Source organism: Lentzea aerocolonigenes, from assembly GCF_000955955.1.
GTDB lineage: Bacteria > Actinomycetota > Actinomycetes > Mycobacteriales > Pseudonocardiaceae > Lentzea > Lentzea aerocolonigenes_A.
Genome location: NZ_JYJG01000041.1, coordinates 1 through 14194, shown reverse-complemented (window position 1 = coordinate 14194; position 14194 = coordinate 1). Strand labels below are relative to the sequence as shown.

Genomic DNA, 14194 nt, shown 5'->3' with positions numbered 1-14194 from the left:
GGTGAGGGCGTCCATCAGTCTGGGAGCGGTGCCTCAAAGGTTACTTGTGCGCAGACTCGCCGAGACCAGCAGATAGGCCAGCGCGAGCGTGATCACGTGCACAACGGTGCACCACAGGCAGATCTTGCCGATGATGAGGAACTCGGCCGCGACCAGGTAGACCACCATCAGCACGCCCACGCCGATCGCGCCCAGCCGCACCCATTTCAACGCCTCGATCCGCCACGCGAACGGGAGGCAGATCACGGTGAGGAACGCGAAGAACGCCAGCCCGAGGAACGCGACCGGGATGCCGAGCAGCGACGACTGCTCGCTCGTGGTCACGGTCTCACAGTCGATCACCGCGTCGGCCGAGCACAGCAACGCGGACGCGTTGAAGTGCGTGTACGTCAGATAAGCCGAGGTCAGCAGGCCTGCGATGGACAGCAGCAGGCTCAGCAGCGGAACTCGTTGGATCACTTCTCCGACTCTACGGACTCTTCCTCAGCGGGTTCTTCCACGACACTCGGGTCCGGCACACGTCCACCGCTGACCACCGACAACGCCGGCAGGTGCATGAACCGCACCGCAGGCAGCGTCACCTCGCTGTCGTCCGTCTTCACGGCCTTCAGCCAGCCCTTCTGGACCAGCCGGATCGACTTCACCTCGTCCCAGCGCACCGTGGTCGAGCCGAAGACGCCGCGGGCGACGAGCGACTCCTCGGTGACGGTGGTGCGGTTGCGGACGACCCACCACGCGTAGCCGAGCGGGATCACGTACAGCGCCTGCAGCCCGGGAATGGCCCACGCCACAGGAGTCACGCAGATGGCGATCAGACCCGCTGCGAGCAGCGCCGTTGCCGGGATGCGAAAGACCAGCTTCTTCACTCGAAGGATTGTTCCACGTCCACGATCCGGGAATTCCATCTCGCAGAGTTGACGCCCTCTTGCCAGAGGCGATAACGTCCGCTCCATGCAGCGCACGCTCGTTCTCGTACTTCTCAGGCGCGTCGACGCCTGAGCCGAACAGCCTGCGTCGACGCGCGACCCTCGCACGACCCAACTTCGGGTTGTCGAGGGTTTTTTCGTGTCCGGACCCCGATACCCACGAGGCAATGAGATGACCAGCGCACCATCGCGACAGGCTTCCGAGCCTTCGTCGCCACGTCCAGGTCCGCGGCCCAAACCGGCCCCGCCCACGGGTGCACCGATTCGTGTAACCGGTGCTCAGTCGCTCGTGCGGTCGCTTGAGGCGGTCGGCTGTGAAGTGGTGTTCGGAATTCCCGGCGGGACGATCCTTCCCGCGTACGACCCGCTGCTGGACTCCACGAAGGTCCGGCACATCCTCGTCCGCCACGAGCAGGGCGCAGGACACGCGGCGACCGGATACGCGCAGGCCACCGGCAAGGTCGGGGTCTGCATGGCGACCTCGGGACCGGGTGCGACCAACCTCGTCACCCCGCTCGCGGACGCGAACATGGACTCCGTGCCCGTCGTCGCGATCACCGGCCAGCAGTCGCGGCCGCTGATCGGCACGGACGCCTTCCAGGAGGCGGACATCTGCGGCATCACGATGCCGATCACCAAGCACAACGTCCTCGTGACCGACGCCGCGGAGATCCCGCGGGCGATCGCGGAGGCGTTCCACATCGCGTCGACCGGCCGACCCGGCCCGGTTCTCGTCGACATCCCCAAGGACGTGCTGCAGGAGCAGACCAGCTTCTCGTGGCCGCCCGAGCTGCGCCTGCCCGGTTACCGGCCGACGACCCGGCCGCACGGCAAGCAGGTCCGCGAGGCCGCCAAGCTGATCGTGGCCGCCCGCAAGCCCGTTCTCTACGTGGGCGGCGGCGTGATCAAGGCGGACGCCCACGCCGAGCTGCTGCGCCTGGCGGAGGACACCGGCATCCCGGTCGTCACGACGCTGATGGCGCGTGGGGCGTTCCCGGACTCGCACGACCAGCACCTGGGCATGCCCGGCATGCACGGCACCGTCGCGGCCGTCGCGGCGATGCAGAAGTCGGACCTGCTGATCGCGCTGGGCGCCCGGTTCGACGACCGCGTCACGGGCCAGCTGAACTCGTTCGCGCCGGACGCGCAGATCATCCACGCGGACATCGACCCGGCGGAGATCTCCAAGAACCGCCGCGCGGACGTCCCGATCGTGGGCGACTGCAAGGAGATCATCACCGAGCTGATCGACGCGGTCCGCACGGAGAGCGAGACGGCCAAGGCAGTCGACCTCACGCCGTGGTGGGACACGCTGAAGTCGCTGCGGGAGACGTTCCCCCTCGGCTACGACTGGCCGGAGGACGGCACGCTGTCGCCGCAGTACGTCATCGAGCGGATCGGCGCGATGTCGCCTTCCGACACGATCTACACGGCGGGTGTCGGCCAGCACCAGATGTGGGCCGCGCAGTTCGTGAAGTACGAGCACCCGCGCACGTGGATCAACTCCGGCGGCCTCGGCACGATGGGCTTCGCCGTTCCCGCCGCGATGGGCATCAAGGCAGGTGAGCCGGGCCGCACGGTGTGGGCGATCGACGGCGACGGCTGCTTCCAGATGACCAACCAGGAGCTCGCCACCTGTGCCATCGAGGGCCTGCCGGTGAAGATCGCCGTGATCAACAACGGCAACCTGGGCATGGTCCGCCAGTGGCAGACGCTGTTCTACGGCGAGCGGTACTCCAACACGGATCTGGGGACGCACAAGCACCGCATCCCAGACTTCAAGCTCCTGGCGGAAGCCCTCGGCTGCGCGGGTCTGCGCGCGGAGTCGCGTGAGGAGGTCGACGACGTGATCGCGAAGGCGCTGGAGATCAACGACCGCCCGGTCGTGGTCGACTTCGTCGTCGGCAAGGACGCCCAGGTGTGGCCGATGGTCGCGGCGGGCACCGGCAACTCCGAGATCATGGCCGCCCGCGGCATCCGCCCCCTGTTCGACGAGGATCTGTGATGACCAGGCACACGCTGAGCGTTTTGGTCGAGGACAAGCCCGGTGTGCTCGCACGCGTCGCCGGCCTGTTCTCCCGCCGCGGCTTCAACATCGAGTCGCTCGCGGTCGGCCGCACGGAATACCCCGACATCTCCCGCATGACGATCGTGGTGTCGGTCGACGAGCTGCCGCTGGAGCAGGTGACCAAGCAGCTCAACAAGCTCATCAACGTCATCAAGATCGTCGAGCTGGAGCCGGCCGCTTCCGTTCAGCGGCAGCTGGTGTTGATCAAGGTTCGTGCGGACGCGACGGTGCGTTCGCAGGTTTTGGAAACTGTTCAGCTGTTCCGCGCAAAGGTCGTCGACGTGTCGCCGGAGGCGGTCACGATCGAGGCCACGGGCACGTCTGAGAAGCTCGACGCGTTGCTGCGCATGCTGGAGCCCTACGGGCTTCGCGAGATCGTCCAGTCCGGCATGGTCGCCATCGGCCGTGGCGCTCGTTCCATCACCGCCACCGCGGTTCGCTAGAAACCCATACAGAAGGAAATACAGTGAGCGTTGAGATCTTCTACGACGACGATGCCGACCTGAGCATCATCCAGGGCCGCAAGGTGGCCGTGATCGGCTACGGCAGCCAGGGCCACGCCCACGCGCTGTCCCTGCGCGACTCGGGCGTCGAGGTCCGCATCGGCCTGCAGGAGGGCTCCAAGTCCCGCGCCAAGGCCGAGGAAGAGGGCCTGGAGGTCGGCACGCCGGCCGAGGTCTCCGCGTGGGCCGACGTGATCATGATCCTCGCGCCGGACACCGCGCAGCGCCACATCTACGCCAACGAGATCGCGGGGAACCTCAAGGAGGGCGACGCGATCTTCTTCGGCCACGGCTTCAACATCCGCTACGGCCTGATCACCGCTCCGTCCGGTGTGGACGTCGCCATGGTCGCGCCGAAGGGCCCGGGCCACCTCGTGCGCCGCCAGTTCGTCGACGGCAAGGGCGTCCCGGCTCTGATCGCGGTGGAGCAGGACGCTTCCGGCAACGCGCAGGCGCTCGCCCTGTCCTACGCCAAGGGCATCGGCGGCACCCGCGCCGGCGTCATCAAGACGACGTTCAAGGAAGAGACCGAGACCGACCTCTTCGGCGAGCAGGCCGTGCTCTGCGGTGGCGCGTCGGCGTTGGTGCAGGCCGGTTTCGAGGTGCTCACCGAGGCGGGCTACGCCCCCGAGGTCGCGTACTTCGAGTGCCTGCACGAGCTCAAGCTGATCGTCGACCTCATGTACGAGGGCGGCATCGCCCGCATGCGCTACTCCATCTCCGACACCGCTGAGTACGGCGACCTGACCCGCGGTCCGCGCGTCATCACCGCCTCGGTCAAGGAGGAGATGAAGAAGATCCTGGGCGAGATCCAGGACGGCACGTTCGCGAACGAGTGGGTCGGCGAGGACGACAACGGCCGCGCCAACTACAAGAAGCTGCAGCAGGAGGGTGAGAACCACCCGATCGAGGCGACCGGCAAGAAGCTCCGCGACATGATGTCGTGGGTCGACCGGCCGATCACCGAGACCGCCTGAGTCTTTTGTCAAGGGGAGGCCCGTGGAGCGTGTGTGACGCTCCGCGGGCCTTTCCGCTAGCTTCACTCCCATGTCAGAAAGTGCGCCGATCTACGACGACAAGGCCCACGTGCGAGGCAACCTGGACCTCCGCGACGCCGAGTGGAAGCGCCCGCCGGAGCCGGAACCGGAAGACGGCCACGTCGAGATCGCCTTCGTCCCGCACACCGACGGCGCCACCTACGTCGCCATGCGCAACTCCAAGCAGCTGGAACCGGTCCTCGTGTTCACGATGGCCGAGTGGGACGCTTTCGTAGCGGGCGCCAAAGACGGGGAGTTCGACGAGCCCTGGTGAGCATCCCCAGGCCGGCGAACTTGTCGCGTGACCGAGGTCCGCGTCCGAAGCGCTGATCCGCTTCCCGCACACGATCGGCACGCCGGCGAGCACCGCACGCCGCGATCAGCGCGGTGGCCGACACGAGCTTCTCGGCACGCAGCTCCTCCACGGCGGAGAACTGCCACCTGAGTTCTGTCAGGCACGTCATGCCCGGAAGCTAGCAAGGGACCCCGACAGCGGTCAGCCGGTTTTCGGACGTGCACGTCGCTGACCTGCGCATTGCAGAAATGGTGCAAGAAACCCGCATGCCCTCTCCCACAAGGTGGTCCCGCACCTTGCACCGGAAGAGGGAGAAGGCCTTGAAGAAGATTCTGGGGACGGCCGCGGCGGTCGCGATCGCCGCCACCGCGCTGGTGATGCCGGGCACGGCGTCGGCGGCCAACTGCGATCCGGACAAGCACGTGCGGATCAACGTGCAGAAGCGCGGCAACTTCGTCGACGCGGTCGGCGGGTTCTTCAACTGCGACCAGGCCACCACGAGCTTCACGATCGCGGTGCAGGAGAAGAAGACGATCGGCTGGAAGGACCACGTCGTCCGGACCGGGGTGTTCCGCACCAACGTCGGCGCCATCACCACGTACACCTGCAACGGCACCAAGACGAAGAAGTACCGCGCCCTGTTCATCACTGGCATCGGCACGCACGAGACGGTGAAGACCTCCGCGAGCATCACCGTGGCCTGCGGATGATCGCCGGCAGGATCGTCGTGGCGGCGGCGGTCGCGGTGGCCGCGTTCACGCTCGTCGGCGCGCCTTCGGCTTCCGCGGCCGTGCTGACCAACCGGTTCAAGCTGGCGGGCACGACGGTGTGCCTCGACGGCACTCTCGCGGACGTTCGTCTCGCGACCTGCGGGCCGGGCGAGCGGCAGCTGTGGCGCTGGTCGACGCCGGGCACCCAGACGTCGCTGCGCCACGTCGGCACCGGCACCTGTGCCCACCACCTGCGCACCGAGGTCGGACTGGCCGCCTGCGGCAGCGCGGCGTCGCAGCGCTGGAAGGTGACCGGGACACCGGACAACCTGCTGATCAAGGCGGCCGACACCGGCCAGTGCCTCGGCAGGACCGCCGCGGCCGGGGTCGGGATGTCGCCCTGCACCGGCGGCGCCGCCCAGCACTGGCAGCGCGCCTAGGGACCCGACGGTGGTGGGCGTGGTGCCGCACCGCACCCGCTCACCACCTTCAGGTCAGATCGCATGTACCGCTCACGGGCTTTCTGTACGGTGCCTTTCGAGCCGCTGTGTCTGGCGGCAGGGGGGTTCCGGACGAGGGGGCGGCGCGTGGCGGTGCTGGTGCGGCTGCTGGGCGAGGTCGGCACGGAGGTCGATGGACGGCTCGTTGACCTGGGCACGCCCAAGCAGCGCTGCGTGCTCGCCGCGCTGGCCGTTGACGAGGGCCGGGTGGTGCCGGTGGAGCGACTGGTCGAGCGGATCTCGGGCATCGAGGGGGCCGCGCGGTCCCGGTCGACGCTGCACAGCTACATCTCGCGGTTGCGACGATCGCTGGCGGATGCGTCGGGCGTGAGCATTGTGCGCCGTTCCGGTGGCTACGCCCTGGTCACCGACGCCGCCGAGCCCGTGACGGACCTGCACCGGTTCCGCGATCTCCGCTCCCAGGCCGGTGTCGACGACGTCCAGGCCGTGAGCGCCTGGACCGAGGCACTGGCGTTGTGGCGCGGGCAGCCGCTGACCGGCGTGGACGGCGCGTGGGCCGAAGCCGAACGGGACAGGCTGGCACTGGAACGCCTGGCCGCCGAGCACGACCTGGCGGATGCCCTGTTGCGACTGGGGAAAGGCGGTCAGCTGGTGAGCGAGCTGTCCGGCCGCAGCGCGCAGCAGCCGTTGGACGAGCGGGTGGCGGCGCAGTACATGCTCGCCCTGCACCAGGCCGGTCGCACGATCGACGCGCTGGAGCAGTACCGGCAGATCCGCGCGCGTCTGGTCGAGGAACTGGGCACCGAACCCGGTACCGCGCTGCACGAACTGCACCAGCAGCTGCTGAGCGCGGACTCCGCTCTCACCGCCGCGGTGCGCAGCCATTCGGTGGTGATCCCGCGTCAACTTCCGATGGCGCCCACGCCGTTCGTCGGGCGCCGCAGCGAACTGGACGTGCTGGACGCCACGGCCGCCGTCACGGCCGTCGTGGGCACCGGCGGTGTCGGCAAGACCTGGCTCGCGTTGCACTGGGCCCACCAGAACGCCGACCGGTTCCCCGACGGGCAGCTGTACGTCGACCTGCGCGGGTTCAGCCCCGACGGCCTGCTGGATCCGACGGCGGCCGTGCGCGGCTTCCTCGACGCGCTGGGCGTCGAGTCCGGCCGCATCCCGATCGAGCCGCACGCGCAGACGGCGTTGTTCCGCAGTCTCGTGGCGGGCAAGCGGATGCTGCTGGTGCTCGACAACGCCGCCGACACCGCCCAGGTCACCCCTCTGCTGCCGGGCAGCGGGTCGTGCACGGTGCTGGTGACCAGCCGCAACCGGTTGCCGGGCCTGGTCACCGGGCACGGCGCCCTGCACGTCTCGCTGGACGTCCTCGACGACGCCACGGCCCACGAGTTGCTCGTCGCGCGGCTCGGGGCCGGGCAGGTCGAGGCCGGACGCGACGCCGCCGACGAGCTGGTGCGGTTGTGCGGAGGGTTCCCGCTGGCGTTGAGCATCATCGCGGGCCGCGTCAGCACCTGTGCCGGCTCGTCGCTGCCCACCGTCGCCCTCGAACTGCGCGAGAGCATGCTCGACGTGCTGGACGAGGGCGACCCGGTGGCGAGCCTGCCGGCCGTGCTCTCGTTGTCCTACAACGCTTTGACCTCGGAGCAGATGCACGCTTTCGTGCTGCTGGCCTGCGCGCCGGGACCCGACGTCGGCCTGCCCGCCGCCTCGGCCCTCACCGGTCTGTCCCACACCCGGACGGTGCTGCGCGGTCTGGAACAGGCGTCGCTGATCAGCCTGGACGCGGCCGGCCGCTACGGCATGCACGACCTGATCCGCCGCCACGCCGCGCTCCAGGAACTGGCTCCGGACGTGCGCGAGGCGGCGTTGCGCCGGGTGGTCGCCTTCTACCTGCACACCGCCCACGCCGCAGATCGCCTCGTGCACCTGCATCGCGTGGACATCGAGCTGGAGCCGCCGGACCACTCGCTCTCGCTGCCCGACGCGGCGGCGGCCATGGAGTGGTTCCGCACCGAGCACCTCTGCGTCCTGGCCGCCCAGCACACCGCGTCGACGCTCGGCCTCGAACGGTCCGTGTGGCAGCTGGCGTGGTCGCTGTCGACGTTCCACCAGCTCCGGGGCCATCACCACGACCAGATCGCTGTCTGGCAGGCCGCGCTGTCCGCGACCGACCCCGACGTCCGCGTGCTCGGCCATCGGCAGCTGGGCATCGCCCACACCGAGCTGGGCAGCTACTCCGAGGCCATGGACCACCTGCGTCAGGCCCTGGCGCTGGCCGAAGAGCAGGGTGACGAGACCGCTCAGGCTCACACCCACACGGTCCTGGCGCGGGCGTACGAACAGCAGGGCGACGACCGCCGGGCGCTGGCGCACTCGATCAGCGCTCTGGACCTCTGCCGCGTCCTCGGCAACCCGGTGTGGGAGGCCCGCGCGCTCAACGGCGTCGGCTGGTCCGCGGCCCGCCTGGGCGACCACGAGCTGGCCCGCGAGCACTGCCTGGCCGCCCTGGACGTCCACCGCGCCCACCACGACCCGTCCGGTGAGGCAGGCGTGCTCGACAGCCTCGGCTACATCGCGCACCTCGCCGGCGACCACGAGGTGGCCGTGGCCCATTACCGCGAGTCGCTCGCGTTGCAACGCGAGCTCGCCTTCGACTACGGCGTCGCGGAGGTCCTGGCCGCACTGGGTGCGCCCCACGCCGCGCTCGGGCAGCACGACGAGGCGCGCGCGGTGTGGCAGGAGGCGCTGGAGATCTACCGGCAGCAGGGGCGGACCGAGGAGGCGGAGCGCATCCAGGAGCAGCTCGACGGCCTGGCCCAGTCACGCTGACGGGAACCACCGCAAACACCGTCCCACCACGCAAGACACACCAGTGACCTGAGACACCCGCCAGATGGCCGTCGCGGCCCCCCTGTCTATGCTCGTTAACAGTCCGGACACATTGCGGTGCTCCGGTCGGCGCGGGCCTGCCGCCTCGACCACGCCCGCGCCCCACGATCCAACCGTTCTGGGAGCGATGTCCGTGACCAACACGAGCCGACCTGTTGTCCTCATCGCCGAGAAGCTCGCACCGTCCGTGCTGGACGCTCTCGGTGATGGCGTGGAAGTGCGTCACGTAGACGGCACCGACCGCGCGGCCCTCCTCGAGGCCGTCGCGGACGCCGACGCCCTGCTCGTGAGGTCCGCCACGCAGGTCAACGCCGAGGTGTTCGCCGCCACCCGCAAGCTCAAGGTCGTGGCCCGCGCGGGCGTCGGCCTGGACAACGTCGAGGTGCCCGCGGCCACGGCCAACGGCGTGATGGTCGTCAACGCGCCGACGTCCAACATCGTGTCCGCCGCCGAGCACGCCGTCGCGCTGCTCCTCTCCGTGGCACGGCAGATCCCGGCCGCCCACGAGACGCTGCAGAACCACGAGTGGAAGCGCAGCAAGTTCAACGGCGTCGAGCTCAACGGCAAGACCGTCGGTGTCGTGGGTCTCGGCAAGATCGGTCAGCTGTTCGCGCAGCGCATCGCCGCGTTCGGTGTCGAGCTCATCGCGTACGACCCGTACGTGTCGGCCCAGCGCGCCGCCCAGCTCGGCATCGAGCTCGTGACGCTGGAGGAGCTGCTGGAGCGCGCCGACGCCATCAGCATCCACCTGCCGAAGACCCCGGAGACCAAGGGCCTGATCGGCGCCGAGCAGCTGGCCAAGGCCAAGCGCGGCGTCATCATCGTCAACGCCGCCCGCGGTGGTCTCATCGACGAGGAAGCCCTCGCCGAGGCCGTGAAGGAGGGTCAGGTCGGCGGCGCCGGCGTCGACGTCTTCTCCACGGAACCGACCACCGAGAGCCCGCTGTTCAACGTTCCCGGCATCGTCGTCACGCCGCACCTCGGCGCGTCCACCAGCGAGGCGCAGGACCGCGCGGGCACCGACGTCGCGAAGAGCGTCGTCCTCGCGCTCGCCGGCGACTTCGTGCCGGACGCCGTCAACGTCCAGGGCGGCGCGGTCGGCGAGGAGGTGCGCCCGTACCTGCCGCTGGTGCAGAAGCTCGGCACCGTCCTCAGTGCACTGTCGCCGAAGGCCCCGACCAGCGTCACGGTCGAGGTGCGCGGTGAACTGTCCAATGAGGACGTCCAGGTGCTCCCGCTCGCGGCCCTGCGCGGAGTCTTCTCCAGCGTCGTCGAGTCGCAGGTGACGTTCGTCAACGCCCCGCAGCTCGCCGCGGACCTCGGCGTGAACGTCGATCTGGTCAAGGAGACCGAGAGCCCGAACCACCGCAGCCTCGTCACGGTGAAGGCCGTGCAGGCGGACGGCACGACGAACACCGTCTCGGGCACGGTGAGCGGCATCGCCCAGGTCGAGAAGCTGGTGAACATCAACGGCCGCAACTTCGACCTGCGGGCCGAGGGAACCGTGCTGCTCCTGGAGTACCCGGATCGTCCGGGTGTCATGGGCACGGTCGGCACGCTGCTCGGCGAGGCCGGCGTGAACATCGAGGCCGCGCAGATCAGCCAGACCGGTGCGGACGCCGTGATGGTGCTGCGGGTGGACCGCCCGGTCGACACCGCGGTGCTCGACCCGATCGGTGCTGCTGTTGGGGCTCGTACGGTCCGGAGTGTCGACTTCGGATAGTCACGACAAACCGGGAAGGGGACGGCAAAGTCCCCTTCCCGTGGCTATCGTCGTTCACAACGAACGGGTTACAAGCAACTATCTGTAGACAACATTCATACTTTCGGGGCAGTCGCAGACACACGATCAGCGATTAGCGTCCCCACGAGGTTGACCCGGTGCCGTAGAGGGCGCGGCACCTTTGTATTCGGGTCGAAGGCACACACCTCGTTTGGGGCAACGTTGTGAAGAGACGATCAAGTCTGGTGGTGTTCTCTGCCATCACCACACTGCTGATCGCACCCGCGACAGCGCAGGCGCAGAGCGAACCGCTCGCGCAGCCGGTCAAGGGTGCACACGGGCTGGACGCGAAAGCGTTGCAGCTCAAGGTTTCCCCGCGACTGAACCAGTCCGGCAAGGTCACCGCGTTCGTCGCGCTCGACCGCAAGCCTGCCGTCGACGCGTTCGAGGAGAAGAAGCCGCAGGGCAAGGAAGCCGCGAAGAAGGCCGCCAAGCAGGCCAAGAGCGACACGTCGGCCACGGTCGACCAGGTCGTCGGTGAGCTCAAGGCGAAGGACAACGCCACCAAGGAGCTCTACCGCACCTCCAACGGTGTTCCCGGCGTGGTCGTGACGGCGGAGGCCGCGAAGGTCCGCGAGCTGGCGAACCGCCCGGACGTGGCCGCGGTCTACCCGGTCGTGCCGAAGAAGCGCGAGAACTCGAACGCCGTGCAGCTGACCAGGACGCTCAACGTCTGGCAGCAGTACGGCAAGCTCGGTGACGACATCCGGGTCGGCATCATCGACACCGGCGTCGACTACACGCACGCCAACTTCGGCGGTCCAGGCACGGTCGAGGCGTTCAAGGCCGTCGACCCGCGCGCGGCGAACCCGAACTTCCCGACCGCGAAGGTCGTCGGCGGTTACGACTTCGTCGGTGAGGACTACGACGGGGCCAGCAAGGACCCGGCGGTCAACACGCCGAAGCCGGACCCGAACCCGATCGACTGCAACGGCCACGGCTCGCACGTCGCCGGCACCACCGCCGGTTTCGGTGAGAACGCCGACGGCAGCACGTTCAAGGGCGACTACACCAAGCTCGACGCCGACAAGCTCAACGCGATGAAGATCGGCCCCGGCACCGCGCCGAAGGCCCAGATCTACGCGCTGAAGGTCTTCGGCTGCGAGGGCTCGACCAACGTCACCTCGCAGGCGCTCGACTGGGCGCTCGACCCCGACGGCGACGGCGACTTCACCGACCACCTCGACGTGGTGAACCTGTCGCTCGGCTCCGACTACGGCGCACCGGACGACCCCGACAGCCTCTTCGTGAAGAAGCTGTACAAGACGGGCGTCATGCCGGTCTTCTCCGCGGGCAACGGTGGCGACCTCTACGACATCGGCGGCTCGCCGGGCAACACGCCCGAGGCGCTGACGGTGGCGTCCGTGCGCGACTCGTTCGTGCTGCGCGACGGTGCGGTGGCCAACGGCAAGTCGCAGCCCGGCCAGTACAGCCAGAACTTCACCGGCTACCTGGGCTACGACAAGACCCTGCCGGTCGTGAAGCTGAACCAGGCCGGCAACGCCGACGGCTGTGTCGCGATCACCGACGACGTGGCCGGCAAGTTCGTGTGGCTGGAGTGGGACGACGTCGACGCGACGCGCCGTTGTGGTTCCGCGGTCCGCGCGAACAACGTGCAGGCCAAGGGCGGCCTCGGTGTGGTGCTTTCGTCCACTTTGAACAACTTCGCGGCCGGTATCGCGGGCAACGCGACCATCCCGATGTTCCAGTTCACCGGTGACGCCACCAACCAGGTCCGTCCGCTGCTGAACGCGGGCACGCTGACCGTCCGCCTCGCGGGCGAGCTGCGCACCACGGTGCCGACCTACGACCAGTCCATTTCGGACACGCCGAGCTCGTTCACCAGCCGTGGCACCCGCGGCCAGTCCATCAAGCCGGACGTCGCGGCCCCCGGTGACACGATCTCGTCGACCGCCGTCGGTTCCGGCAACGACCGCCTGGTGATCTCGGGTACGTCGATGGCGTCCCCGCACGTCGCCGGCATCGCGGCCCTGGTGCGCCAGGCGCACCCGGACTACTCGCTGGAAGAGGTCAAGGCCGCGATCATGAACACGTCCGGTGCGGACGTGAAGGAGAACGGCAAGACCTTCGCGCCCAACCGGGTCGGCACCGGCCGCGTGGACGGCAAGTCCGCGCTGGACAACCAGGTTCTCGCGTTCGTCGAGGACGACCCCGGCTACGTGAGCGCGAACTTCGGCGTCGTCGAGGTCGCCAAGCCGGTTTCGAAGACCAAGACGATCAAGATCGTCAACAAGTCCACGAAGCGGGTCGAGTACAACGTCGGCTACACGGCCGCGACGTCGATCCCCGGCGTGAGCTACGTGCTCTCGCAGGACAAGGTGACCGTGGGCCCGCGCGGTATCGCTCGCGTCAAGGTCACCCTGAAGATCGATGACCCCAAGGCGCTGCGCAAGACGATGGACTCGACGGTCGTGGCCAACCAGCTCGACACGCCACGCCAGTTCCTCGCGGACGCCTCCGGTCGCGTGACCCTCACGCCGACCGCCGGTGCCACGGTGCCGCTGCGCCTGTCCGTCTACTCGGCGCCGAAGCCGGTCGCGGACATCAACACGGCCGACAGCATCAAGTTCCGCGGCAAGGACAAGCAGGCGATCCTGAACCTGACCGGCCGCGGCGTCGACCAGGGCACGGGCTCGCAGGCGTACCGCTCGCTGGTCAGCGTTCTCGAGCTGCAGGCGCAGTCGCCGCGGATGCGCGACTGCAAGCGCAACGTCACCGAGAACTGCGCGCTCAACGAGACCGCCAAGGGCGGCGACCTGCGTTACGTCGGCGCGGCCTCCACGGCCCCGCTCGCCAAGGCACAGGGCAAGCCGGAGGAGGCGCTGCTCGCGTTCGGCATCGCCACGTGGGGCAACTGGTACAGCCTCGGCACCAACACCGTTCCGTTCGTCGACATCGACACGAACGGCGACGGCACGGCCGACTTCGAGACCCACGCGGCGCGGCTGACCGACACCGACCTGCTGGTCGCCACGACGGTCGACCTCAAGACGGGTGCGACGGTCGACATCCAGGCGGTCAACGGCCTGTTCGGTGATGTCGACACGAACACCGCCGACACCAACGTCGCGGTCCTGCCGGTGCTGCTCACGGCACTGGGCATCGACCCGGCGAAGGACACCTCGCGCATCTCGTACGTGGCCGGCACCACCGGCTTCTACGTGGCGCCCGGCAACGCGAACGGCCTGATCGACGTGATCGACCGCAACCTGTCCTTCGACCCGCTCAAGCCGGGTCTGTGGACGCAGGGTGGCGGCGACGCGGCGCTCTCGTACCTCGCCAAGCCGGGTACGGCGCTCGTGGTGAACAAGGACGACGCGGCCCTCAAGGCCGACAAGTCCGAGGGCCTGCTGGTCCTCAACCACCACAACGCCAACGGCGACCGCGCGTCGGTCGTCACGGTGAAGTCCAACACCCGCAACGCGGCCTACTAGGTCCGACCTTTTCACGATGAAGGGAACCTTCATCCACCTCACGTGGATGAAGGTT

At 68.7% G+C, this 14194-nt stretch carries 11 protein-coding genes; 9 read left to right on the top strand and 2 right to left on the bottom strand.

Features of this window, described 5'->3' with window-relative positions; all coding sequences use genetic code 11:
* Positions 1-33: 33 nt before the first annotated feature.
* On the bottom strand, positions 34-459 hold the full coding sequence (locus UK23_RS07640; protein ID WP_045310683.1) for a vitamin K epoxide reductase family protein: 426 nt from the start codon (positions 457-459) through the stop codon (positions 34-36).
* Complete coding sequence (locus UK23_RS07635; protein ID WP_196777650.1) at positions 456-866, bottom strand: PH domain-containing protein; 411 nt, start codon at positions 864-866, stop codon at positions 456-458. The genes UK23_RS07640 and UK23_RS07635 overlap by 4 nt, the downstream gene beginning before the upstream one ends.
* Before the next feature lie 232 nt (positions 867-1098).
* Between UK23_RS07635 and UK23_RS07630 the strand changes: the two genes are divergently transcribed.
* The 9 genes from UK23_RS07630 (at position 1099) to UK23_RS07590 (ending at position 14139) form a co-directional block, all read left to right on the top strand.
* Positions 1099-2931: an acetolactate synthase large subunit gene (locus tag UK23_RS07630; protein WP_082114483.1), complete on the top strand. Its 1833-nt coding sequence runs from the start codon at positions 1099-1101 to the stop codon at positions 2929-2931.
* The gene (gene ilvN, locus UK23_RS07625; protein ID WP_045310681.1) at positions 2931-3437 is read left to right on the top strand and encodes an acetolactate synthase small subunit; all 507 of its coding nucleotides are present in this window, start codon (positions 2931-2933) and stop codon (positions 3435-3437) included. Before UK23_RS07630 ends, ilvN begins: the two co-directional genes overlap by 1 nt.
* A gap of 23 nt (positions 3438-3460) precedes the next feature.
* Positions 3461-4474, top strand: coding sequence for a ketol-acid reductoisomerase (ilvC, locus tag UK23_RS07620; protein ID WP_045310680.1), 1014 nt, complete (start codon positions 3461-3463; stop codon positions 4472-4474).
* A 70-nt stretch (positions 4475-4544) separates the two neighbouring features.
* Complete coding sequence (locus UK23_RS07615; RefSeq protein WP_045310679.1) at positions 4545-4808, top strand: DUF397 domain-containing protein; 264 nt, start codon at positions 4545-4547, stop codon at positions 4806-4808.
* A gap of 341 nt (positions 4809-5149) precedes the next feature.
* On the top strand, positions 5150-5539 hold the full coding sequence (locus UK23_RS07610; protein ID WP_156212914.1) for a hypothetical protein: 390 nt from the start codon (positions 5150-5152) through the stop codon (positions 5537-5539).
* Entirely contained in the window at positions 5536-5979 is a 444-nt protein-coding gene (locus UK23_RS07605; protein WP_045310677.1) for an RICIN domain-containing protein, read from the top strand. Before UK23_RS07610 ends, UK23_RS07605 begins: the two co-directional genes overlap by 4 nt.
* Positions 5980-6126: 147 nt before the next feature.
* Positions 6127-8841, top strand: coding sequence for an AfsR/SARP family transcriptional regulator (locus UK23_RS07600; RefSeq protein ID WP_045310676.1), 2715 nt, complete (start codon positions 6127-6129; stop codon positions 8839-8841).
* A gap of 193 nt (positions 8842-9034) precedes the next feature.
* On the top strand, positions 9035-10624 hold the full coding sequence (gene serA, locus UK23_RS07595) for a phosphoglycerate dehydrogenase (RefSeq protein WP_045310699.1): 1590 nt from the start codon (positions 9035-9037) through the stop codon (positions 10622-10624).
* A 242-nt stretch (positions 10625-10866) separates the two neighbouring features.
* The gene (locus tag UK23_RS07590) at positions 10867-14139 is read left to right on the top strand and encodes a S8 family serine peptidase (RefSeq protein ID WP_082114489.1); all 3273 of its coding nucleotides are present in this window, start codon (positions 10867-10869) and stop codon (positions 14137-14139) included.
* Positions 14140-14194: the final 55 nt, after the last annotated feature.

Coding starts and splice junctions, on each gene's coding strand:
- UK23_RS07615 (WP_045310679.1), top strand. CDS start 4,545: ATGTCAGAAAGTGCGCCGATCTACGACGACAAGGCCCACGTGCGAGGC.
- ilvN (WP_045310681.1), top strand. CDS start 2,931: ATGACCAGGCACACGCTGAGCGTTTTGGTCGAGGACAAGCCCGGTGTG.
- UK23_RS07630 (WP_082114483.1), top strand. CDS start 1,099: ATGACCAGCGCACCATCGCGACAGGCTTCCGAGCCTTCGTCGCCACGT.
- UK23_RS07605 (WP_045310677.1), top strand. CDS start 5,536: ATGATCGCCGGCAGGATCGTCGTGGCGGCGGCGGTCGCGGTGGCCGCG.